22 protein-coding genes and 4 pseudogenes are annotated in these 19,306 nt (G+C 63.1%); 13 read left to right on the top strand and 13 right to left on the bottom strand.

Going from position 1 to position 19,306, the window contains the following annotated elements:
- The first annotated feature begins 93 nt into the window (after positions 1-93).
- Complete coding sequence (locus tag SO140_RS34735) at positions 94-429, top strand: hypothetical protein (RefSeq protein WP_474803133.1); 336 nt, start codon at positions 94-96, stop codon at positions 427-429.
- Between the two features lie 262 nt (positions 430-691).
- Here SO140_RS34735 and SO140_RS34730 read toward each other — a convergent pair whose 3' ends face one another.
- The 3 genes from SO140_RS34730 to ligD (SO140_RS34720) are packed head-to-tail and all read right to left on the bottom strand — an operon-like array spanning position 692 to position 1,800.
- A complete protein-coding gene (locus tag SO140_RS34730; RefSeq protein WP_498543739.1) occupies positions 692-883 on the bottom strand; it encodes a DUF3606 domain-containing protein in 192 nt (63 codons plus the stop codon).
- 33 nt (positions 884-916) lie between these two features.
- Positions 917-1,120, bottom strand: a complete 204-nt coding sequence (locus tag SO140_RS34725; protein ID WP_474803139.1) for an ATP dependent DNA ligase — start codon at positions 1,118-1,120, stop codon at positions 917-919.
- On the bottom strand, positions 1,057-1,800 hold the full coding sequence (gene ligD / locus SO140_RS34720) for a non-homologous end-joining DNA ligase (protein WP_474803142.1): 744 nt from the start codon (positions 1,798-1,800) through the stop codon (positions 1,057-1,059). Before ligD (SO140_RS34720) ends, SO140_RS34725 begins: the two co-directional genes overlap by 64 nt.
- A gap of 550 nt (positions 1,801-2,350) precedes the next feature.
- Between ligD (SO140_RS34720) and SO140_RS34715 the strand changes: the two genes are divergently transcribed.
- From SO140_RS34715 to ligD (SO140_RS34705), 3 genes are read left to right on the top strand one after another with little or no spacing between them, the layout of a single operon-like run.
- Positions 2,351-4,030 carry a DNA polymerase/3'-5' exonuclease PolX gene (locus SO140_RS34715; protein WP_498543738.1) on the top strand — a complete coding sequence of 560 codons (1,680 nt, stop codon included), beginning with the start codon at positions 2,351-2,353 and terminating at the stop codon, positions 4,028-4,030.
- The gene (locus SO140_RS34710) at positions 4,030-4,593 is read left to right on the top strand and encodes an MOSC domain-containing protein (RefSeq protein WP_474803148.1); all 564 of its coding nucleotides are present in this window, start codon (positions 4,030-4,032) and stop codon (positions 4,591-4,593) included. Before SO140_RS34715 ends, SO140_RS34710 begins: the two co-directional genes overlap by 1 nt.
- 15 nt (positions 4,594-4,608) lie before the next feature.
- Entirely contained in the window at positions 4,609-5,556 is a 948-nt protein-coding gene (gene ligD, locus SO140_RS34705) for a non-homologous end-joining DNA ligase (RefSeq protein ID WP_474803151.1), read from the top strand.
- A gap of 28 nt (positions 5,557-5,584) precedes the next feature.
- On the opposite strand, the gene rnhB is transcribed toward ligD (SO140_RS34705), so the two are convergent.
- Positions 5,585-6,409, bottom strand: a complete 825-nt coding sequence (rnhB, locus tag SO140_RS34700; RefSeq protein WP_498541474.1) for a ribonuclease HII — start codon at positions 6,407-6,409, stop codon at positions 5,585-5,587.
- Between the two features lie 353 nt (positions 6,410-6,762).
- Between rnhB and SO140_RS34695 the strand changes: the two genes are divergently transcribed.
- Together SO140_RS34695 and SO140_RS34690 are read left to right on the top strand one after the other, a co-directional pair.
- The gene (locus SO140_RS34695) at positions 6,763-6,963 is read left to right on the top strand and encodes a hypothetical protein (RefSeq protein ID WP_474803154.1); all 201 of its coding nucleotides are present in this window, start codon (positions 6,763-6,765) and stop codon (positions 6,961-6,963) included.
- A gap of 44 nt (positions 6,964-7,007) precedes the next feature.
- Positions 7,008-7,247 carry a hypothetical protein gene (locus SO140_RS34690; protein ID WP_474803156.1) on the top strand — a complete coding sequence of 80 codons (240 nt, stop codon included), beginning with the start codon at positions 7,008-7,010 and terminating at the stop codon, positions 7,245-7,247.
- Positions 7,248-7,557: 310 nt separating this feature from the next.
- Here SO140_RS34690 and SO140_RS34685 read toward each other — a convergent pair.
- The 3 genes and pseudogenes from SO140_RS34685 to SO140_RS34675 all read right to left on the bottom strand — a co-directional run.
- Positions 7,558-7,935, bottom strand: a pseudogene (locus SO140_RS34685) (MFS transporter); the annotation flags it as partial.
- Positions 7,936-7,999: 64 nt separating this feature from the next.
- Positions 8,000-9,370 carry an NAD(P)-binding domain-containing protein gene (locus tag SO140_RS34680; RefSeq protein ID WP_498543737.1) on the bottom strand — a complete coding sequence of 457 codons (1,371 nt, stop codon included), beginning with the start codon at positions 9,368-9,370 and terminating at the stop codon, positions 8,000-8,002.
- 49 nt (positions 9,371-9,419) lie between these two features.
- Positions 9,420-9,740, bottom strand: coding sequence for an ArsR/SmtB family transcription factor (locus SO140_RS34675; RefSeq protein WP_474803161.1), 321 nt, complete (start codon positions 9,738-9,740; stop codon positions 9,420-9,422).
- A gap of 111 nt (positions 9,741-9,851) precedes the next feature.
- Between SO140_RS34675 and SO140_RS34670 the strand changes: the two genes are divergently transcribed.
- The 5 genes and pseudogenes from SO140_RS34670 (at position 9,852) to arsH (ending at position 12,646) form a co-directional block, all read left to right on the top strand.
- Complete coding sequence (locus SO140_RS34670) at positions 9,852-10,214, top strand: ArsR/SmtB family transcription factor (protein ID WP_474803163.1); 363 nt, start codon at positions 9,852-9,854, stop codon at positions 10,212-10,214.
- Complete coding sequence (locus tag SO140_RS34665) at positions 10,207-10,734, top strand: arsenate reductase ArsC (protein WP_474803166.1); 528 nt, start codon at positions 10,207-10,209, stop codon at positions 10,732-10,734. Before SO140_RS34670 ends, SO140_RS34665 begins: the two co-directional genes overlap by 8 nt.
- Entirely contained in the window at positions 10,734-11,435 is a 702-nt protein-coding gene (locus tag SO140_RS34660) for an aquaporin (RefSeq protein WP_474803169.1), read from the top strand. Before SO140_RS34665 ends, SO140_RS34660 begins: the two co-directional genes overlap by 1 nt.
- Positions 11,432-11,833 carry an arsenate reductase (glutaredoxin) gene (arsC, locus tag SO140_RS34655; protein ID WP_474803172.1) on the top strand — a complete coding sequence of 134 codons (402 nt, stop codon included), beginning with the start codon at positions 11,432-11,434 and terminating at the stop codon, positions 11,831-11,833. The genes SO140_RS34660 and arsC overlap by 4 nt, the downstream gene beginning before the upstream one ends.
- Positions 11,826-12,646 (top strand): annotated as a pseudogene (gene arsH / locus SO140_RS34650) (arsenical resistance protein ArsH). The gene arsC and the pseudogene arsH overlap by 8 nt, the downstream one beginning before the upstream one ends.
- Here arsH and SO140_RS34645 read toward each other — a convergent pair.
- Positions 12,586-14,513 (bottom strand): annotated as a pseudogene (locus SO140_RS34645) (arsenate reductase (azurin) large subunit); the annotation flags it as partial. The pseudogenes arsH and SO140_RS34645 overlap by 61 nt on opposite strands.
- Positions 14,514-14,527: 14 nt before the next feature.
- Positions 14,528-15,049 carry an arsenate reductase (azurin) small subunit gene (locus SO140_RS34640; RefSeq protein WP_474803175.1) on the bottom strand — a complete coding sequence of 174 codons (522 nt, stop codon included), beginning with the start codon at positions 15,047-15,049 and terminating at the stop codon, positions 14,528-14,530.
- A gap of 270 nt (positions 15,050-15,319) precedes the next feature.
- On the opposite strand from SO140_RS34640, the gene SO140_RS34635 reads away from it, so the two are divergent.
- Entirely contained in the window at positions 15,320-15,721 is a 402-nt protein-coding gene (locus SO140_RS34635) for an ArsR/SmtB family transcription factor (protein ID WP_474803193.1), read from the top strand.
- A 207-nt stretch (positions 15,722-15,928) separates the two neighbouring features.
- On the opposite strand, the gene SO140_RS34630 is transcribed toward SO140_RS34635, so the two are convergent.
- The 3 genes and pseudogenes from SO140_RS34630 to SO140_RS34620 form a co-directional block, all read right to left on the bottom strand.
- Complete coding sequence (locus SO140_RS34630; RefSeq protein WP_474803178.1) at positions 15,929-16,063, bottom strand: hypothetical protein; 135 nt, start codon at positions 16,061-16,063, stop codon at positions 15,929-15,931.
- 183 nt (positions 16,064-16,246) lie between these two features.
- Positions 16,247-16,559, bottom strand: a pseudogene (locus SO140_RS34625) (hypothetical protein).
- 82 nt (positions 16,560-16,641) lie between these two features.
- The gene (locus SO140_RS34620) at positions 16,642-17,094 is read right to left on the bottom strand and encodes an Hsp20 family protein (RefSeq protein WP_474803184.1); all 453 of its coding nucleotides are present in this window, start codon (positions 17,092-17,094) and stop codon (positions 16,642-16,644) included.
- Positions 17,095-17,870: 776 nt separating this feature from the next.
- Here SO140_RS34620 and SO140_RS34615 point away from each other — a divergent pair.
- Positions 17,871-18,500 (top strand): LabA-like NYN domain-containing protein, encoded by a 630-nt coding sequence (locus SO140_RS34615; protein WP_474803187.1) that lies wholly within the window; start codon positions 17,871-17,873, stop codon positions 18,498-18,500.
- Positions 18,501-18,751: 251 nt separating this feature from the next.
- Here the strand turns inward: SO140_RS34615 and SO140_RS34610 are convergent.
- Positions 18,752-19,306 (bottom strand): sensor histidine kinase (locus SO140_RS34610; protein ID WP_498543736.1); only part of this gene is annotated, 555 nt, incomplete at its 5' end.

The following is a 19,306-nucleotide window of genomic DNA, read 5'->3' as shown; positions in this document are numbered from 1 at the left end:
CTCACCTTCGCCAAAGGCATTCATCACTGGAAAAGCAGTTTGATGTTCAATTGACGCTCCCACTCCGCGGGCGACCTAGAGATCTAAGCGCCGATGCGCCATTTGGAACTTGGCCGCGTTGCTTGGGTTGGCTTCGGTGTGGTGTTCGGCGAGGTAAAGGTGGCAAAAGCTTTAATTTCGAAGGCCGACCTCGAACGGATCGCGCTTCAGGAAATCCGCAGCTTCCCAGGCTCCGAACATGTCCTCTCCGTGGAAATCGAATGCGAGACCGGCGCCCCGTGCGACATCGATTGGAGCCTATACGTCATCGCGAATGATGAAGGCGACCTCGACCGCATTCAATACGCTGTGAAAGTCGCAACCGATCGCCTGAAGCGCCGATATGATCTTCGGCCAGCTGATGTCGGCAGCTCTTCGGCTCCTCGATGATCCCCTCGACGGCCGGCAGATCGACGCCGTCGGTCCTATTTGCACTTGCACGGCATGCCAGCGCCGCACTGGCAACCGTTCGCCCTTTCGATCCACGGTCGATCGGGATGGTCCTCCCAGACCTAGCCGAGCCCTTGGCAGATGGGACAGTTGGGATCAGTCAAAGAACAGCCCCGCGACCATGTGTGCGAAAGTTATCATAAGTCCGGACAGGCAAACCGCTATCGCCACGTCGATGTAGAACAGCAGCCACTCGCGGTCCTCATTGCGCATCTCCCTCCTTGCCCAACTGCTTACGGACCGTGGCTGCGGAGTTGCCTACCTTTTCGACCGCCTTCTGAAGCTCTTCGCGGGTTACGCCAAGCGCATGGGTCCAGTACTTGACCTCGTGAGCCTCATGCATGTTGATCTTGCTGCGGTCAGGCTGACCACGCTTGTTGAGATTATCGGTCACGTTCATTCTCCCTGTTTTGGAGGGCAAACGCAGCTATGAACGGCGCGTTCCTTTGCTCAGGCCCTTGAACGAACTGGCCCGCAAAAGGCCTTCGGAGGTAATGTCGCGGTATTCGATGTCGGCGTAGAACTTCGGCTCGACCCAGGTGGCCTTCGGCTTCTTGATGGTCTTCGTCAGTTTCTGCTTCCTACGGTGTCGAGCGCCTTGCGAATCTGCGCGGACGTCGTCCGGCTCCATCCCGTGCCGACCTTGCCCATGTAGACCAGGTCCTTGCCTTCGTGCTTGCCCAGATAGAGAGCGGCGACGCCAGACGGGTCCTTGATGAAGCCGGCCACGGGGAATTTGCCCTTCTGAACGACCTTGATCTTCTGCCAGGCCTGTACCCGCTCCGACCGGTAGGGCGCGTCCACGCGCTTGGAGACGATGCCCTCGTAGTTCAGCCTGCTGGCGGCGGCGAACAGCGCCTGGCCGTCTCCTTCGTGGTGCTCGCTATAGAGGACAGGCTCCTTGAGGTCATGCTCCTCCATCAGCTCCTTCAGCAGCCTCTTCCGCTCGAGCTGCGGCTCCTTGCGCAGATCCCTGCCGTCCAGCCAGAGCAGATCGAAGGCGAAGTAGATCAGCCGATCCTGATCACCTCTGCCGAGGTCCGCCTGCAGCTCGGAGAAGTTCGTGCGCCCCTCATGAATGACGACGACCTCACCGTCGACGATGGCTCGGCCTTTGATATCGAAGGCGCCTGCAATCCTCGAGAACCTGCCGACCCAGTTGTAGCCGTTGCGCGTATAGGCGCGGCGATCGTCCCCGTCGATCCGGAGCTGGATGCGGTAGCCATCGTATTTGATTTCGTGAATCCATTGCGATCCCGACGGCGCCTTCATCTTCAGGGCCGCAAGCTGGGGAACGATGAACCCCGGCATCTGAGGGGCTTCCGGCTTCGCCGGCCGGTGCCTTGGTGCACTTCGCCACGCTACGCAACCCACAAAAAGCCCACCGCCGGTCGGACCGACGGCGGGCAGTCTACCTGCCTTACTCAACGAGTCTTCAAACTTCGGTGGCGGTGAGCTGTTCCGAATCGCCGCCCATACCGTCGCGTTTGCCCTTAGAACCGCACAGCCGGCACGCCCGAGGTTCCTATTCGACGCTGACTGAACTATGGGCGAGAGCCCGCGTTTAACCGACATCATGTCAGACGCCTTCGACTACTTCAGGGCTTACGCTGTTCGAGCTCTTTGCAGGGCCCGATCGATGCCGCAGGGCAGGATGAAGCATCTGCAGCTTGTGGCTGGTCGTATCTATAATCTCCTCAAGAAGGAGGCCGCTTACGGTCCGAACACGCAACACCTTGAGGACTTCCGGGCAGCCCAGAAGCTCGAGAGGTCTCTCGATGGCCCGCCTGCCGGCGGCCCGAATATCCGAAGTGACTTTGCGCAGCCGAACCAGCGGAGCGCCGGACGGGGGGCTCGTTGAGTGGCGTCCCCCGACACCCGCACCGTGGCAAGCCTCCTGCGGGAATACGCGCCGCGCACCGCTTTGCGCGGAGGCAATCCCTACCGGGCGAAAGCTTATTCGCGCGCGGCGGACACCCTGGCGGCCCTTGCCGTCCCGCTCGACGTCCTCGTCGCTGAAGATCGGCTGACGGAGATCCCCGGAGTCGGCGATGCTATCGCCGACATCATCACCAAGCTTCACAAGACGGGCAGTCATCCCAGCCTCGAAAAGCTGCGGAAGGAGATTCCCGAGGGCGTGCTCGAGATGCTCGCTGTGCCCGGCCTTCGTCCGGAGAAGGTGTTGCGCCTGTACAAGGATCTCGGCATCGCCTCGCTGGCGGAATTGGAGGCCGCCGCCAAGGACGACCGCATCAAGAAGGCCAAGGGTCTGGGCGCCGCGTTGCAGACCAAGATCCTGCAGAACCTAGCGATCGCCAAAAGCGGAGAAGGTCGCCTTCACCTGCACCGTGCCGCCGCCCTGCTGACACACGCCAAGGACTCAATCCGCAAGTCCCGCCCCGAACTCAGGCGCGTGACGCTCGCTGGCGATTTCCGTCGAGGCTGCGAGCTCGTGGGCAACCTCGCAATCGTTGCGGAGGCCGCCAAGGCGGAAAAGACGTCGATGCAATCGGCCGAAGGGTTGCAAGTCCGGGTGTCCGACCGCAAACATTTCGGCGTCGCCCTTCTCTTCGCCACCGGCTCCGCCGCTCACATCGAGCAGCTCCAAACCTTGGCCGCCGAGAAGGGGATGCGGTTGGACGCTGACGGCTTGCACAAGGACCGCACGCTGGTCGCCGGCGAGGAGGCCGAAATCTACCGAGCTCTAGGCCTGCCCTTCATCGATCCCGAGCTCCGGGAGGGGTGCGGCGAGGTCGAGCTGGCTCTGAAGGGTAAGTTGCCGAAGCTCGTCACCGACAAGGACTTGCGCGGTATCCTGCACTGCCACACCGATGCCTCCGACGGGACAGAGACTCTGGAGACTATGGCGAAGGCGACGCGCCAGCGCGGGTTCGAGTATTTCGGGGTCGCCGACCATTCCAAGTCCGCGCGTTATGCCGGAGGTCTGTCGGTGGAGGAGATTACGCAGCAGCACCGGGAAGCCGACCGCCTGAACAAGCGCTTCGGCAAGGATTTCCGGATCCTTAAAGGCATCGAGTCCGACATTCTGGCCGACGGCTCGCTCGACTACGACGACGAGGTGCTTGAACGTTTCGACTTCGTCGTCGCCAGCATTCACGGCCGGTTCAAACTGGACCGCAAGGCCCAGACGCAGCGCTTGCTTCGCGCCATTTCCGATCCTCACATGACCATTATCGGCCACATGACCGGGCGGCAGCTTCAGCGGCGGCCGGGCTATGAGATCGACGTCGAAAAGGTACTTCGGGCCTGCGCCAAACACGACGTCGTCGTCGAGATCAACGCACATCCGTGGCGTCTCGACCTGGATTGGCGCTGGCACCAGGCGGCCCTCGAATTCGGCTGCATGCTGAGCATCAATCCGGACGCGCACTCCATTCCCGAGCTCGACCACATGCACTGGGGCGTCGAAATGGCCCGCAAGGGCGGCGTCCCTGCCGACCGGGTCCTAAACGCGATGCCGCTCACGGATATCACGCGCTACCTGCGCCAGAAGCGGCGCTCGCTCGCCCGCGCCGCCTGATGCCGTCAGCGGAGGATCTCTCACTGGTGGGAAAAGTCGTGGCCGTCGCGTCCGATCGCGGTCACCACTTCAGCAAGCCGTCACGGGATCAGATCGTACTAGTGGAAGGCCATGGCGTCGAAGGGGACGCCCACGCCGGCGCGTTCGTCCGGCACCGTTATCTCGCCCGTCGTCAGCCGCACCTTCCCAATCTGCGGCAGGTTCACCTGATCCCATCCGAGCTCTTCGCGACCCTCTCGGATGCCGGCTTCTCAGTTGCAGCGGGAGAGCTCGGCGAGAACATCACCACCGCCGGCTTGGACCTCGAACGGATGCCGCTCGGGACGCTGATCGAGCTCGGGCCGGCCGCGGTCGTTGAGCTGACCGGCCTCCGGACGCCCTGCGCCCTCATCGACCGCTTCCGAGCCGGCCTTAAGCGGCAGGTGCTCTCGTCGGCGGAAAGGGGCCCTCTATTCAAATCCGGCGTGCTGGGCGTGGTACGGACCGGCGGGACGGTCGCGGCTGGTGATGCCGTGCGGGTTCGCCTTCCGCTCTCCTCGCTTAGGGCCTTGCCGGCTCTGTAGAAAAGAGACCCGGCCATGCCCCGAAAGTCGATCCTGCCTCATCGCCTGCAGCCCATGCTGGCCACGCTGACCGATTCACCGTTCGACGATCCCAATTGGGTCTTCGAGGACAAATTCGATGGTTTCCGCATGGTCGCGGAAATCCGGCGTGGTCGGGTCGCACTCTATAGCCGCAACGGGAAAATCATCAGCCATTCCTATGTTGAGGTCGCGAAAGCCCTCGAGGACGTGAAGGCGGATGCCGTGATCGATGGCGAGCTCGTCGCGATCGGGAAGGACGGCGTATCCCATTTCCAGTTGCTTCAAAACGCACTGCGCCACGAAGCCAAGCTTCTCTATTGCGCATTCGACCTCATGTTCGCAGATGGCGAGGATCTGCGTGCGCTGCCGCTCCTCGAGCGCAAGAAACGGCTAAAGACCATCTTGCCGCGCCACAAGCTGATCGCATTCAGCAAGCACCGCAAGGGCAGCGGCACGAAGTTCTTCGCAGAAGCCGAGCGGAGACATCTCGAAGGCATCATGGCCAAGCGCGCCGACAGCCCGTACGCGTCCGGACGCCGGACCGCCGACTGGCTGAAGGTGAAGACCGCGCAGCGTCAGGAGGTTGTGATCGCCGGCTTCACGGCGCCGAAGCGAACCCGACCCTTCTTCGGGGCGCTCGTCCTCGCGGTGAGGGAAGATGGCGCATGGCGGTACATCGGGCACGTCGGCACCGGTTTCAGCCACCAAGTTCTGGAACAGCTTCACGGCAAGCTCATGAGGCTCAAGACTACCAAGTCGCCCTTTCCTGCCAAGGTGAAAGACGAGCGGGTCACGACCTGGGTGCGCCCCTCGTTGGTCGCGGAGGTGAAGTTCGCAGAGTGGACCAGCAAGGGCGAGCTGCGCCAGCCGGTCTATCTCGGGCTGCGGTCCGACAAAAACCCCAAGGACGTCGTTCGCGAAAGGAAGTGGTCGCGAAAATAGCGCCGCCAAGACGAAGCATACGACCTGTTCAGCCGGGCTCGCGCTCGGATGCCGAAGGCCACGGCGGCATGGGCGGCAACCCGAGAGCCTTGCGTACGGGTCCGAACGATCGACGGTGAGCTGCGCATGCCCCGAGCCTGGCGAGCGCCTCATAATGAGCCGGCACCGGGTAGCCCTTGTGATCCGCGAATCCGTAGCCGGGGTGACGCGCGTCGAGCGTCCGCATGACCCTGTCTCGCTCGACTTTCGCGAGGATGGAGGCGGCGGCGATGCTGGCGGACTTGGCATCGCCTTTGATGATGGCCTGCTGAGGGATGTCGATTTCCTTCAAACGCTTCGCATCGATCAGCAAGTGCTGCGGCGTCAGCCCTAGTCCCCGGACAGCACGCTGCATCGCCTGGATGCCTGCCCAATAGATGTTGATCGCGTCGATCTCCTCGACCTCGACGAACGCTACACACCAACTCTCTGCCTTTTCCTTGATCTCCTTCGCTAGTTCTTCGCGAGCCGCCGCGTCAAGCTTTTTCGAGTCGTCGATCCCGACGATCCGCGTGCCGGGTTTCAGGATCACGGCGCCAGCGGAGACCGGCCCGGCGAGAGGGCTCATTCCGGCCTCGTCCACTCCTGCCACGGCATGATGGCCGCTTTCCCAGAGAGAGGTCTCGAAGCGGAGCATCTTGCGGAGGCGCTGCCCTTCGGACCGATTTGCGAAGCGGCGTTTGTCGATTGAAGCCAGTATGGCACGGGCTCCCGCGCGGGTGTCGGCCCGCAAGATCTGCTCGACGCTGGCCTCGAGCGGTCTTTTCTCGACGACATAGCACTGACGCAATAGATCGAGTGAATACTGGGACATCGCTGTCTTGGCGAAGACTGACTGTGCGGAGCGTGTCGTTGAACTTTGTGGCGATTGTCTGAAGCTATTTCGCGACGCACTCAAGCAAGTGTAGCCCGTCGTCCACGCGATCTCGTCCGGCGCGCCGACGCTTTCAGGTCAACGACCAAAGCAAATGACGCTGAATCCTTGGTTTGAGCCGCTTACGGCCTTTGAGCCATTCCTGAAAAGTTCCGCCCCCGGCGCGAAAGATAGCCCTTGCCCCGCGGCTGCGGAGAGGCGCAGGCTGTAGTCATCACAGCCCGGACCTCGGCTGCTATCTGTGATGAGAACGCCAGTAGCGCTCCCGCCTACTCGAACAAGGGAGCAGCGCCATGACGAAGCGGCGTCGTTTCAAACAGACTAGATCTTTGGAAGAGCGCCTTGCCGAAGAGGCTCAGCGTTTGCGCGAAGAAGCGAGCCTGCTTCCGCACGGGCCTCTACGCGAGCAGGTCATCCGGAAGGCGCGGCAATGTGAGACCGGCTCGCACATGAGCGACTGGCTGTGCTCGCCCGGACTGAAGCCGCCCGAGTGAGCCGCTCCAGTTGAAATTGCTGCATCGGGGCTGGTTGACCCTCCATGGCAGAGTCGTTCGGCAAAGAATTCACCATCGTCGAGGCGACCTCGGACTCGGGATCAACGACGGAAATATGGCTCGCTCTCGCTAAGCCGAGCCAAGCTGTAACCCTGGTCCTTGCGGCCGTACCGGAAGGCTGGACAGCACACGTTTTGCCGAGCGTCCTGTCTGATAAGCAGCAAGAAATATTCGAGGAAGTACACCTTCAACCCGGCGAGGTTTACAAGCTTTCGACTGAGTAAGCGGCTCGATTGACGCGACCTGGGCCTCTGACGAGACCGCGGCGCATGATCGATCACGCGAAGGCCCTGGTCGCCTTTATTCGCTTTTCGGCTGGAGTATACGCAAAGCCTGATCGCGTCATTCCGGCGTAACGCGCTTCTTGAGAAACTCGCCCACTGCCTGCAGCAGGAGAGGGTGCATCTTGGTCCTCTCTCGATGCGCGATTTCGCGCAGAGCATCGTAGGTCGCCGGCTCCAAGTAAAGCGACATCTGGCGTGCTCGCTCCTTCAGCGTGCCACGCGGCGGCGAGGCCGGCGCCCTGGCCCCGCCAAGATCGGTCGACGGCGACGTGTCGCCGGCCGGCAAGCGGTCGGTAAGAGCCTTGAGGCCAGGCATGTAAGCCCCGGCGAAACCGAGACCTGCCAAGGCCCAAATGGCTGTCCCGGTCCAGAAACCCTCCGCGAATAGTCCGAACGCGATCGTCGCCAGTCCGCTCACGATGGATCCGCAGAGCAGCACCAGGCGCGCGTCGATCCTGTCGGTGAGCGTCGTCAGCACCGGAACGGCGAGCATGTAGCCAAATGCATAACCGCTCGCCATGAGGCCGCCCTCCGCGGCGCTCAGGCCCCAGGCCGGCATGAGATGCTGGGCGAGATTGGCGGACAGAGCGACGTGCGGCAGCAAATTCCCGATCTGTCCGAGACACATCGCGACAATCAACGACCGGCCGTTCAGGCCCACGATTCGACCGCTCATCTTCCCGCCTAGCCGATTACGAACATCCGCAGCCGGCGGCGCCAGCCCTCTTTGCACCCTCATCGGCGGCGCAGCAGGCTGCGGCGTCCTGCTTGGCAGGACCGCCGCAGCATCCGGATGCGCCATCGCCGCCCTCGACCCCGCCGCGCGTGCAGACGCCAGTCTCTGGCAGTTCGAGCTCGACGCGCTCGGCGGCCTCTCTGTCGCCGGCGATGTCGGCCGCAATCGAACGGACTTGTTCGTACCCCGTCATCATCAGAAAGGTCGGGGCGCGACCGTAGGCCTTCATGCCGGCGAGATAGAAGCCGCGATCGTCCTGCTCGAGTTCGCGCGCCCCGTGCGGACGTACGGTGCCGCAGGAGTGCTCGTTTGGATCGATCAGCGGCGCGAGCGCGACCGGCGCTTCGATCGCCGGATCGAGCCGGAGCCTGATCTCGCTCAAGAAACTGAAGTCCGGGCGGAAGCCAGTCGCGACCACCAGTTCGTCCGCGAGGATGCTGCGTCCGCAGCAGGCGGATGAGGTCGTGATCCGGAGCCGGCCATCCGCTTGCGTGATGCCGGCGACGGGAAAGCCGGCCTCGACCTGGACCTGGCCCGACGCGACAAGCGACGCAAAGTGGGCGCCGAGCTCGCCGCGGGCGGAGAGCTTGTCGTTCGCCCCGCCTCCAAAGCTTTTCTCGGGGTTGCCGCTCCGGAGCAGCCAGATGGGCCGCCTGCCCGGCGCCTGCTGAGCGAGAGTTGTCAGATCGCTTAGGGTGCCGATGGCCGAATGCCCCGCCCCCAGAACGGCGACGGTCTTGCCCGCAAACCGGGCTCGCTCCTTACCGAGGACGTCCGGCATCCCGTACGAAATCCGCGCGGCAGCCTCGCGCTCGCCGATCGCCGGCAGTCCGCCGGCGCCGGCGGAGTTCGGCGAGCCCCAAGTCCCGGACGCGTCGATCACGGCGTCGGCGCGCAGCGTCTCGGGACCCTTGCCGTTCTGGTAGCGGATCTCGAACGGCGCCGCCTCCCGGCCCTTGGTCTTGGCCTTGTCGAAGCCGACGCGACCGATGGCGGTGACGCGACTGTTCGTCCGGATCATGTCGCGCAGCACTGTCCTGGTCGCCAGCGGCTCGATGTAGTGTTCGAGCAGCTCGGCCCCGGTGGGATAGACCTGCGGGTCTGGCAAATTCCAGCCCGTCGGCGCCAGCAGGCGCGCGGCCGCCTTGTCGATGCTGTACTCCCACGGGGAGAACAACTGCACGTGCCGCCATTGCCGTATGGAGTGTCCTACTTCGGGCCCGGCCTCCAGCACGATCGGTGTCATGTCGCGTTCGAGAATATGCGCTGCTGCCGCCAGGCCGACCGGCCCGGCACCGATGATCGCCACCGTCTTTCCCGCGCTCATCTCGCTTCTCCTATGTTTCTAGAATCATCGAAAGACTGTTCAAAAAAACTCATGCCGCCGGGCGCGCTGCCGCGCCACACTCGGCTTCGTCGGCGCAGCACTCGGCGACCAGAAAATCCACCAAGCCCCGCATTGTGTCGAACTCGGCATGACAGATCAGCGTCGTACCTTCGCGAAGCTGAGTCACCAGGCCGACGGCGACGAGACCCTTGATGTGATGGGACAAGGTCGAGGCCGGGATCTTCAGCCGCTCCTGCAGTCGCCCGACCGGCAGGCCTGCGTGACCGGCGCGGACGAGCGTCCGATAGATCTTCAGCCGGGTCGGGTTGCCCAGCGCTTCCAAGCGTGCCGCTGCATCGTCAATTTTCATGGCCGGCACTATGCGCCCGCTCGATCCCGCCGTCAACGATACTTCTAGAATATTCGAAATAAAACCGGTTTCGGGTTGACGCCGGCCCAATAATTCCATAAGTCTGGATATATGGAAACCGAAGAAGCCGTCCTGGCGCTCGACGCCCTGTCCCAACCGACCCGTCTGGAGGCCTTCCGGACGCTGGTGAGGCACGAACCTGACGGCCTTGCGGCCGGCGACCTCGCCCGCCTGTTGGAAGTCCCGCCGAACACGCTCTCGGCCCATCTGTCGATCCTGACCCGCGCGCGCCTGGTGACATCCGAACGACGCAGTCGCTCGATCGTCTACCGCGCCCACCTCACCGAATTCCGAAACGTCGCGGTTTTCCTGCTGCGGGACTGCTGCGGCGGGCGACCGGAAGTTTGCCAGCCGGTGGTCGAGAGCCTGCAATCCTGCTGCACTCCGAAGCGAAAGGAGCGAAGCCGTGCCTGACCAGATGTACAATGTTCTGTTCCTATGTACTGGCAACTCGGCGCGCTCGATCCTCGCCGAGTCGATCCTTCGCAAGGACGGCGCCGGCCGCTTCCAGGCCTTCTCCGCCGGCAGCACGCCGAAAGGCGCGGTACACCCGATGGCGCTGCGCACGCTCGAGAGCATAGACTATCCCGTCGACGGCATGCGCTCCAAAAGTTGGTTGGAGTTCGCCGCTCCCGATGCGCCGGTGATGGATTTCGTCTTCACCGTCTGCGACAACGCCGCCGGCGAGACCTGCCCGGTCTGGCCGGGTCAACCAATGACTGCGCACTGGGGCATCGAAGATCCCGCCGCGGCCGAAGGCACGGACCTGGAAAAAAAGGCCGCGTTCATCACCGCGTTCCGCTACCTCAGAAATCGGATTGATACCTTCGTGAGCCTCCCGCTGAGGAGCATCGACAAGCTCTCGCTCGGCACCAAGCTGCGCGAAATCGGCCGCTCCGAAGGCGCGACACGCCCAACGCCGAAGGCCGGCTGATGGACACGTTCGACCTTTCGCGGCGCCTGGCGGCCGAAGCGCTCGGCACAGGAATTCTGGTCGCCACCGTGGTCGGCTCCGGCATCATGGCCGAAACGCTGACCAAGGACGTCGCTCTTGCGCTTCTCTGCAATACCTTGCCGACCGGGGCCATCCTGGTTGTCCTGATCACCGTGCTCGGTCCGATCTCCGGCGCACACTTCAACCCGGCCGTCACCCTTGTCTTCACCGGCAAGCGCGAGCTCCCGGTGGACGAGGCCGCGCTCTATGTGGTCGCGCAGATCGCGGGAGGCATCGCGGGAACCGTGGCCGCGCATCTGATGTTCGGACTGCCGCTGCTCGACTTCTCGACCAAGGTTCGGACCGGAGGGCCGCAATGGTTTGCCGAGGCCGTCGCTGCCTTCGGCCTGGTCGCAACGATCCTGGCGGGCATCCGCTTCCAGCGGACAGCCGTACCCTGGCTGGTCGGCTTGTACATCACGGCCGCCTACTGGTTCACCGCTTCGACTTCGTTCGCAAATCCGGCGGTGGCGATCGCGCGCTCGTTGACGAACACCTTTTCGGGCATTCGCCCGGTGGACGTGCCGGGCTTCATTCTCGCTGAGCTGGCCGGTGCGTTCGCCGGGATGCTTTTGATGAACTGGATGCTGGGGCGGCCGAAGGCGCGCGGCCCGGTGCCGATCGCGGAGACCCAAAGATGACCGTCACGATCTATCACAACCCGGATTGCGGCACATCCCGCAACACTTTGGCCATGATCCGCCAAAGCGGCGAGGAGCCGACCGTCATCGAATATCTGAAGACGCCGCCGAGCCGCGCGAAGCTGGTGGAATTGATCGCGGCCATGGGAATCCCCGTCCGTGACTTGCTTCGGAAGAAGGGCACGCCCTACGCGGAACTAGGGCTCGCCGATCCGAAGTGGACCGACGACGATCTGCTCGACTTCATGGTGAAGTATCCGATCCTGATCAACCGCCCTGTCGTCGTGGCCCCGAAAGGCGTGAAGCTCTGCCGGCCGTCCGAAGCCGTGCTGGAGATCTTGCCCAACGGCAAAATCGGTCGGTTCGTGAAAGAAGACGGTGAAGTCGTTGATGCCTGAACTACCCGACCTGCCGTATCTCACTTCGTCCGCCGTATCGCTTCCCGATCTGCATCGTCTGCGACCAGCACCGTCCACGCATAAGCCGCGGATCTTGCTGTTGTACGGATCTCTGCGTCAGCGCTCGTTCAGCCGCTTCGCCGCCGAAGAAGCGGCCCGCCTGCTGGAGGCGTTCGGCGCAGAATGTCGGATGTTCAACCCTTCCGGCTTGCCGCTGCCGGACGATGCGCCGGCCGATCACCCGAAGGTCCCGAATTGCGCGAACTGTCGGCCTGGTCCGAAGGACAGGTCTGGAGCAGTCCGGAACGCCATGGCAGCATCTCGGGCATCATGAAGACTCAGATCGACTGGATCCCCTTATCGATCGGGGCGGTGCGCCCGACCCAAGGTAAGACGCTCGCCCTCATGCAGGTGAGCGGCGGCTCGCAGTCCTTCAATGCGGTCAACCAGCTTCGCGTGCTCGGGCGATGGATGCGCATGATCACGATCCCGAACCAGTCTTCCGTGGCGAAGGCCTACGAACAATTCGACGATGCGGGCCGCATGAAACCGTCGGCTTACTACGACCGCGTCGTCGACGTGATGGAAGAACTGATGAAGTTCACGCTGCTGACGCGCGATTGCTCCGCCTACCTCACGGACCGGTACAGCGAACGCAAGGAAGAAGCGGCTAAACTGCAGGAACGGCTCGCCTTGAATAGAGCACCCGTCGTTGTGCCGGTCGAGGTGCCGGCGGCGACAGGCCCCGTGGTCTCGAGCCCGGTCGCGGGCTCCTGGAAGCCGTTCGTACCCATGGTGCGCAGCCGGGCATAAGTGACAAACTCGCCGCCCTTCTCATGCTGATGATAGCCGTCCATGAAGGCATCTTCTTCGGTCTGCCAGTCGAAGCCCTTGAAGTGGTCGGCAATGTCGGCCTTGCCCTGTTCGCGCAGCACCCGTTCCATGTGGTTGGCGATGCGCGCGGCGATCAGGCAATCGGGCAGCGCCTGCCCCGGCGGGTCCATGTACTTCTCGGTCAGCCGCATCCGGCGTTCGCCGTTCATCGAAGTGAGATTGGCCTCCCCCGACGTCGCCGCCGGCAGCCAGACATGGCTCGCCTCGCCGATCTTCGTCGGCACGATGTCGACGTCGACCGCAAACAGCCCGCCCTTCTTGATCGCGTCGACGATCGCGTTGATCATCACCGGTCGGTCACCATAGAGCGCCGTCATCATGGCGTCCTTCACCATGTCGGTGCGCTTCTTGTAGGCTTGCTTGAACTTGAATGCGTTTAGCGTGTCTTGTAGTGGTCGCATCCCCAGATGTGATGGACACCGCCCTTGCCGTCGATCAGGAGCTGGTCGACGTACGCGGCGGGCCGTCCCACATGTGCGTCGGACGGGCGGGAGTAGCCCTCCTGGTGCCCACCCATGCGCACGCAACCACCGCCCGGCCGACCGATATTGCCGGTAGCGAGCGCGACATTCACCAGGGCGCCGTTGGTGCGGTAATTGTCGTTGCCCCAGATCAGGCCCTTCTCATACGCAAACATGGTTCGCCGACGTGCATTGGCCGCCTTGGGCTGCGCGATCCACTGCGCGGATTTACGGATTTCGTCAGCGGTAAGACCGGTAATCGTCGCGGCCTCTTCCAGGCTGATTTTGTTTGAGGCCTTCATCTGGTCGAAGTTGGTCGTCGACGCGTCAATGAATGCCTTGTCGAGCCAACCCTTGTCCGCGATGTAAATCGTCCACGCATTGAACAAGGCGAGGTCCGTTCCGGAATTGATCGCCAGGTGCATGACGTTGTCTTTGCCGGCTTCGACCTCGCAGGCGTTGACCGTCACCGTTCGACGCGGATCGACGATGATGACCTTGGCGCGCTCCACCGGCTCTGAGCCAAACTCGGCCTTCTTCTTGTCCAGCGAGGTTCCGCGCAGGTTGGGGACCCAGTGATTCAGGAAGTAGTTGGTCTGGGTCTCGAGCGCGTTGGTGCCGACCGCGACGATCGTGTCGGCGAGCTCGGCATCTTCGTAGCAGTTGTTGAGCTCGCCCACGCCCATGTCGCGGGTGGCGTGGACTTCCGAGTTGTACGCCGGCCGATTGTGAATCCGGATGTTCTTCACCTTCATGGCGCCGAAGTAGAGCTTGCCGGTGCCCCAGGTGTTCTCATATCCGCCGCCGGCGCCGCCGTGGTCGAACGCCGAGACGAACACGCCGTCTTCGCCCATGTCGTTCATGACCGCGACCGTCACGCGCGCGACGAGGTCGAGCGCATCGTCCCAGCTTGTTGGCTGCATCTGTCCATAACGCCAGACCATGGGATCCGTGAGGCGCTGCAACTGCGTATTGCGCTGCTGAGAGTAGCTCATCTCCGCCATGCGCGCGCCGCGGATCGAGCCCAAGCCCGAATTCACGACGCAGTCCTTATCGGGCTTGATGACGATGTGCACATCCTGCCCGTTCTGGCGCACGATGTTGTACATCGAAGGCGAATACCAGGCGACGGTCTCCGCGCCCTGTTGCTTGCTCAGATCGGCGCCGAACTTGTTCTGATCGGGTGCCGTCCCGCCCTGTTTACTGGTGGACCAGGTGTATGCCTTGTAGCCGCATCCGACGATGCAGTAGTGGCACGTTACGTTGGACTCCTTGGCGTCCGCGGGGATGATCGGGAGCCGGTCGATTTGACGCTTGTAGGCCATGATCGTTCCTCCCCTTAGAGCACGTTGGAAAGGCGGCCGTAGAGTAGTTCGTCCACGCCTTCGGCGTAGATGTCGCCCTTGTCGTCGACGCGCAGCACGTATTGCGGGAGATTCTGCGTGGCCTGGCCCCAGATCTGCTGGCCGCCCGCCTCGCAGTCGAACCGGGAATAATGGCCGGGGCAGTTCATGGTGCGATCGGCCGCGCTGTAGTTGAGGGTGAAGCCCTTGTGCGGACAGGTCGTCGTGAAGCCGACGATATCGCCTTCGGCACCGACCCCGCCCTGCACTTGCTTGCCGAGCTTCAGGAGCACGCCCGGGGCCCTGTCGTCCGGATAGGCGACGTTCAGAGGCTCGTTGAGCTTGAGATCCTTGATGTTGGCCAGGCGATTGACGGGATAGTCCACCCTCGCGGCGGCTGTCGCAGCCTGGGTGGGGGATGGCGAGATTGAGCTGACGGCAACGCCGGCAGCGGCGAGACCCGCCCCGCTCATGAAGCGACGGCGGCCGACATCGACCATACGATCGCAGCGCGACATGGTGAATGCTCCTCGACCTTCGCCAGTACGCCTACTGGCGGCTGTTTCCTCGAGATCGGCCCGATACGCCTACCGGCCCGGAGCGCCCGCTTCTGTCGCACGCCCTTCACATCGAGGGGGTACGATGTGTCGAGACGTCTCGACATATTTAATAGTCGAAACGTGCTGGCTTGTCACCTTCCCTGTGGGGTAAACATGACGCACCTAGACGAATCGCGCGGAGATTACGGAATGCGGAAATCCATGCTGGCGGTTGCCAGCCACGCCAGCATGAGGTCGGCCGAAGGAAGTCTGACGGAGCCTCACGCGATCTCCGCTCTTGCTGCACTCGCCCAGCCGACGCGGCTGGCGATCTTCCGGCTGCTGATGAAGCACGAACCGGTCGGCATCACCGCCGGTGTAATCGCTGACACCATCGGCGCACCGCACAATACCCTCTCGAGCCACCTCGCGATTCTGGTGCGGGCCGGCCTTCTGCGCTCGTCCCGCGAGGGCCGCACCATCATCTACCGGTCGGACGTCGACGGCATGCGCTCCCTGATCGCATTCCTGGTCAACGACTGCTGCGACGGCCATCCCGAGCTCTGCAACCTGGTCGCTGCGGACGCCGTGGCCTGTTGCGCGCCGGCGAAAGCAAAACCGGCGAAGAAGGCGGTCAAGCGGAAGAGCTGATCGATGATCTGAACGCTCTGGGGACTGGCGGTCCAGACGCTGGCAGGGCTTTTCGGCGGTCATGCGGCCGCCGGCGCGGCGCACGAACATCGCTTCGTGCTGGTCGGCCACAGACCGGCTGGGCGCCCCTGAGCGTCGTCTCAGCAAAACCGTCCGCACCATGTGCACCGACGGCCGATCTGACGGATGCCACCGGCACGAACCAGGTCATGTCTTGGCCGGCGGCTTCAGCGGACTGTCGATCCACCTGCGGGCGGCGGGGTCGTGCAGCGGATCGTCGTCGCAATTGATGCAGACGTAGCGCTCTCCGCCCTTGCCCGTCTTGTCACGGACTAGCTTCATCGAATGCCGTCCCGCCTGATCCGAACCACCGGCACGCGGGCGTCGGTCGCGCTGCGCCTGTCGTGTCTGGCCTCGATCCACGCCTGTACCTGGGGCCGGAGCGCTCGGGCGACAGCCTGCTGGGAAGGCTCGCCGATTCCGTGCTGTACGTGCGAATTGTCCATGACGTCCTCCCTCGCCCGTTCAAGCCGCCGCACAGCGCTCGGTCAAGCGAAGGCGCATCGGCTTGCCGCCGGGCGGCTGGTGCGGGCCGCCGTCGAGTTCGCGCAGCGCCTCGAAAATGTCGTCGATGGTGACGGGGGCCTTCAGCCCTTCCGGAGCCCGTATGGAGGGGCAGGATGCGATCGCCGATGCATGAAGCTAAAATTGCGCGCTTCTCGCCGAGGCTGAGGCCCGGATGAGAGACCACATCCCGCGGGTGTTCAAACCTTGTCCCGGGATGAAGCAGGTAATCGAAATCGAATACGTTGTCGTCGATCGCGGTCGTCGGCCGCATGGTCGCCTCCTGATTTGGACGAGTTACCGGTGCCGCCGCGTGACATCGCGCGGCGGCGTCGATCGTGTACGTCGCAGGCCGATCAGGCCGCCTTGGATTCGATCTGCTTGACGTTGCCCGAGGTCGCGCCGTTGATGTCAATGCGACGCGGCTTCATCGCCTCGGGGATCTCCCGCACCAGATCGATGACGAGCAGGCCGTTCTCGAACTTGGCGCCCTTGACCTCGACGTGGTCTGCAAGCGTGAACTGCCGCTTGAAGTTGCGCGCCGAGATGCCGCGATGCAGGAAGGTCTTCTCCTCCTTCTCGGCTTTGTGGCCTTCCAAGGTCAGCACGTTCTGCTCGACCGTGAGCGCGACCTCATCCGGCGAGAAGCCGGCGAGCGCCACCGAGATCTGGAAGCGGTTCTCGTCGAAGCGTTCGATGTTGTAGGGGGGATAGGTCTCTTCGGCGGTCCTCTGGACCTCGTCGAGAACGTCGAAAAGGCGGTCGAAACCGATGGTCGACCTCCACAGGGGAGTCCAATCATACCTCATAGCCAAATCCTCCTCAGAGCAAGATGGGTACGAGCCGGCACCGGACACCTGACCGGCGCCCGCCTTGCAGGGCCCTAAGGCACCCTGACCGCGTCTGCGGCGACAAAAAAATTTGGAAGCCGCGTGAAAGTTTCAAGGGGTAATGTGAAATTTTCGCAAGGAGATGGGTAAACAATTTTAGTCCGGCAACTGGACGCCTCCGGCAGGTCGTCCTTGTCGATCTTGATCTTCAGCCGAATGCCATGAAGGGCCATCCCTATGGCTGATCGTTTTCCCGGTCGCCACGGCTGGGCCGGCGCTAGTCGGCCCCTGTGCGGCTTCGACGTACAGGACTCTTGGCGCGGCGGCCCGGCGCGGTCGATCCATGGGCCGAGGCGACCAACATCAGAAACAGCGCTCGATAGGCGTGGTACTTGGCGGCGGCCCTGCTGCCTTCCAATCCGTGCATGAGCGGCCGCCCATCGGTCGTGCAGAGATACCACCTGCACGTTCGACGGCGTGGTCTCAGATGAATCTCGAAGAGCGGCAGGTCGTCGGGCATCGCCTTCCTCGGCTCCGGACTTCGATCGTCCTTGCTGCGCATTCAAAGTTCATGAAAAAGCTTTTGAAAGCTCAAAAAATCGAAGATAGCCTCTCCCCTGTCGGGGCTCGGACGCAACGTCGCTCAGGGGCCGAGCGGGCGGCGTCAAGACCGCACCGACTTCGAATTCGGATCGATCGGTAAATGGGGCGCGTGCGGAAATGTTCCGCATTTGAGACAAGTCGGGTTATGCAGGATGTCGCCCGCGCCAAGCAGGATCGCCCTTTTCATCGACGGCGCCAACCTATACGCCACGGCCAAGGTGCTCGGCTTCGACATCGACTACAAGCGCCTCCTGACGGAGTTTCAGGGCCGGGGCACGCTGCTCCGCGCCTTCTACTACACGGCAATTATCGAGGACCAGGAGTTCTCCTCGATCCGACCGCTGGTCGATTGGCTCGAATACAACGGCTATAGCGTCGTGACAAAGGCGACTAAGGAATTCATCGACTCGTCCGGGCGCCGCAAGATCAAGGCCAACATGAACATCGAGCTCGCGGTCGACGCCATGGAGCTTGCCGGAAAAGTCGATGAGCTGGTGCTGTTCTCGGGCGACGGCGATTTCCGCGCTCTGATAGCAGCGGTGCAGCGCCGCGGCGTCCGTGTCACGGTGGTCTCGACGATTGGCACGCAGCCACCGATGATCGCCGATGAGCTCCGCCGTCAGGCCGACGTGTTCACCGATTTGTTGGAGCTGCAATCCAAGGCCGGCCGCGACCCGTCCGAACGCCAGGCCGTGCGTGAACGCAGTGATCCGCGTCGAGAGTACGCGCAGCGGCCCACCCCGCCTCGGCCGAGCGGCCAGACCAACGAAGTCGAGCCTTGAGCTGCTCGCCCCAGGCTCAGTTCCGTAGATTCCCCGACTCGGAATCCGGACGGCCAGTCGCGGTATGTCGTCCGAGGAATTTCAGCACGATTTCCGGAGCGCCGTGCGGATGGAGATCGAATGAGCAAGTGAGCTCAGAACTCCGCTATGTTGCCCTCGGTGTTAATTTCTGATCGCCGTCTTCCCCGAAACGCTCCGACCTGGTCCCGATGGGAAGCGTGAGATGCATGTTGCAGACTACGCCACTAGGCTCAAAGAGGATCTCGGCGCCGCCGCCGAACTGACGACAGAAGGCGCAGTCCGAACCCGCGTTTCGGCGGAGCGTGTACCGGCGGCCCATCCCTCTCCTGCCACGTGAGATGGAGAACATCGTCCGCCATGCTGGACCGGAGCGACACGCGGCCGTCAGACACTGACAGCGAACCATACTTTGCGGAGTTGGTCGCGAGCTCGTGCAGAAGGAGCGCGACGGTCAAGGCAAACTTCGGCGGCAGCAGGACGTTCACTCCTTGGACCGTCACCCGCGAGGCGACGTATGGGCCGAGCTCTGTTTCGGCGATGTCGCGCACGAAGGCGCCCTCTCCGTTGGCTTGTTCAATGAGGTGGTCGGTGGCGGTCAGTGCCGCGAGGCGGTCCAGGATGTCGCTCCGGACTTGCGGCTGATCGCGCAATTGAACGCTGATGATTGCTTGGATCGTAGCGATCTTGTTCTTGAGCCGGTGGGCCAACTCCTGCACGGCAAGCTGGCGCAGATGCTCCTCGTCTTCGAGACGCTTCGCCAAACGGCGAAAATAGTCGGCCGCACC

This window comes from Bradyrhizobium sp. UFLA05-108 (assembly GCF_059803455.1).
The sequence above is the reverse complement of the archived record's forward strand: the minus strand, read 5'-3'. Positions and strand labels throughout refer to the sequence as shown.

What these genes read in the sequence shown, in the direction of transcription:
- SO140_RS34735 (WP_474803133.1), top strand. Translation starts at nt 94, where the DNA reads ATGCGCCATTTGGAACTTGGCCGCGTTGCTTGGGTTGGCTTCGGTGTG.
- SO140_RS34725 (WP_474803139.1), bottom strand. Translation starts at nt 1,120, where the DNA reads ATGGAGCCGGACGACGTCCGCGCAGATTCGCAAGGCGCTCGACACCGT.
- ligD (WP_474803142.1), bottom strand. Translation starts at nt 1,800, where the DNA reads ATGCCGGGGTTCATCGTTCCCCAGCTTGCGGCCCTGAAGATGAAGGCG.
- SO140_RS34710 (WP_474803148.1), top strand. Translation starts at nt 4,030, where the DNA reads ATGCCGTCAGCGGAGGATCTCTCACTGGTGGGAAAAGTCGTGGCCGTC.
- ligD (WP_474803151.1), top strand. Translation starts at nt 4,609, where the DNA reads ATGCCCCGAAAGTCGATCCTGCCTCATCGCCTGCAGCCCATGCTGGCC.
- rnhB (WP_498541474.1), bottom strand. Translation starts at nt 6,409, where the DNA reads ATGTCCCAGTATTCACTCGATCTATTGCGTCAGTGCTATGTCGTCGAG.
- SO140_RS34695 (WP_474803154.1), top strand. Translation starts at nt 6,763, where the DNA reads ATGACGAAGCGGCGTCGTTTCAAACAGACTAGATCTTTGGAAGAGCGC.
- SO140_RS34690 (WP_474803156.1), top strand. Translation starts at nt 7,008, where the DNA reads ATGGCAGAGTCGTTCGGCAAAGAATTCACCATCGTCGAGGCGACCTCG.
- SO140_RS34680 (WP_498543737.1), bottom strand. Translation starts at nt 9,370, where the DNA reads ATGAGCGCGGGAAAGACGGTGGCGATCATCGGTGCCGGGCCGGTCGGC.
- SO140_RS34675 (WP_474803161.1), bottom strand. Translation starts at nt 9,740, where the DNA reads ATGAAAATTGACGATGCAGCGGCACGCTTGGAAGCGCTGGGCAACCCG.
- SO140_RS34670 (WP_474803163.1), top strand. Translation starts at nt 9,852, where the DNA reads ATGGAAACCGAAGAAGCCGTCCTGGCGCTCGACGCCCTGTCCCAACCG.
- SO140_RS34660 (WP_474803169.1), top strand. Translation starts at nt 10,734, where the DNA reads ATGGACACGTTCGACCTTTCGCGGCGCCTGGCGGCCGAAGCGCTCGGC.
- arsC (WP_474803172.1), top strand. Translation starts at nt 11,432, where the DNA reads ATGACCGTCACGATCTATCACAACCCGGATTGCGGCACATCCCGCAAC.
- SO140_RS34640 (WP_474803175.1), bottom strand. Translation starts at nt 15,049, where the DNA reads ATGTCGCGCTGCGATCGTATGGTCGATGTCGGCCGCCGTCGCTTCATG.
- SO140_RS34635 (WP_474803193.1), top strand. Translation starts at nt 15,320, where the DNA reads ATGAGGTCGGCCGAAGGAAGTCTGACGGAGCCTCACGCGATCTCCGCT.
- SO140_RS34630 (WP_474803178.1), bottom strand. Translation starts at nt 16,063, where the DNA reads ATGAAGCTAGTCCGTGACAAGACGGGCAAGGGCGGAGAGCGCTACGTC.
- SO140_RS34620 (WP_474803184.1), bottom strand. Translation starts at nt 17,094, where the DNA reads ATGAGGTATGATTGGACTCCCCTGTGGAGGTCGACCATCGGTTTCGAC.
- SO140_RS34615 (WP_474803187.1), top strand. Translation starts at nt 17,871, where the DNA reads ATGTCGCCCGCGCCAAGCAGGATCGCCCTTTTCATCGACGGCGCCAAC.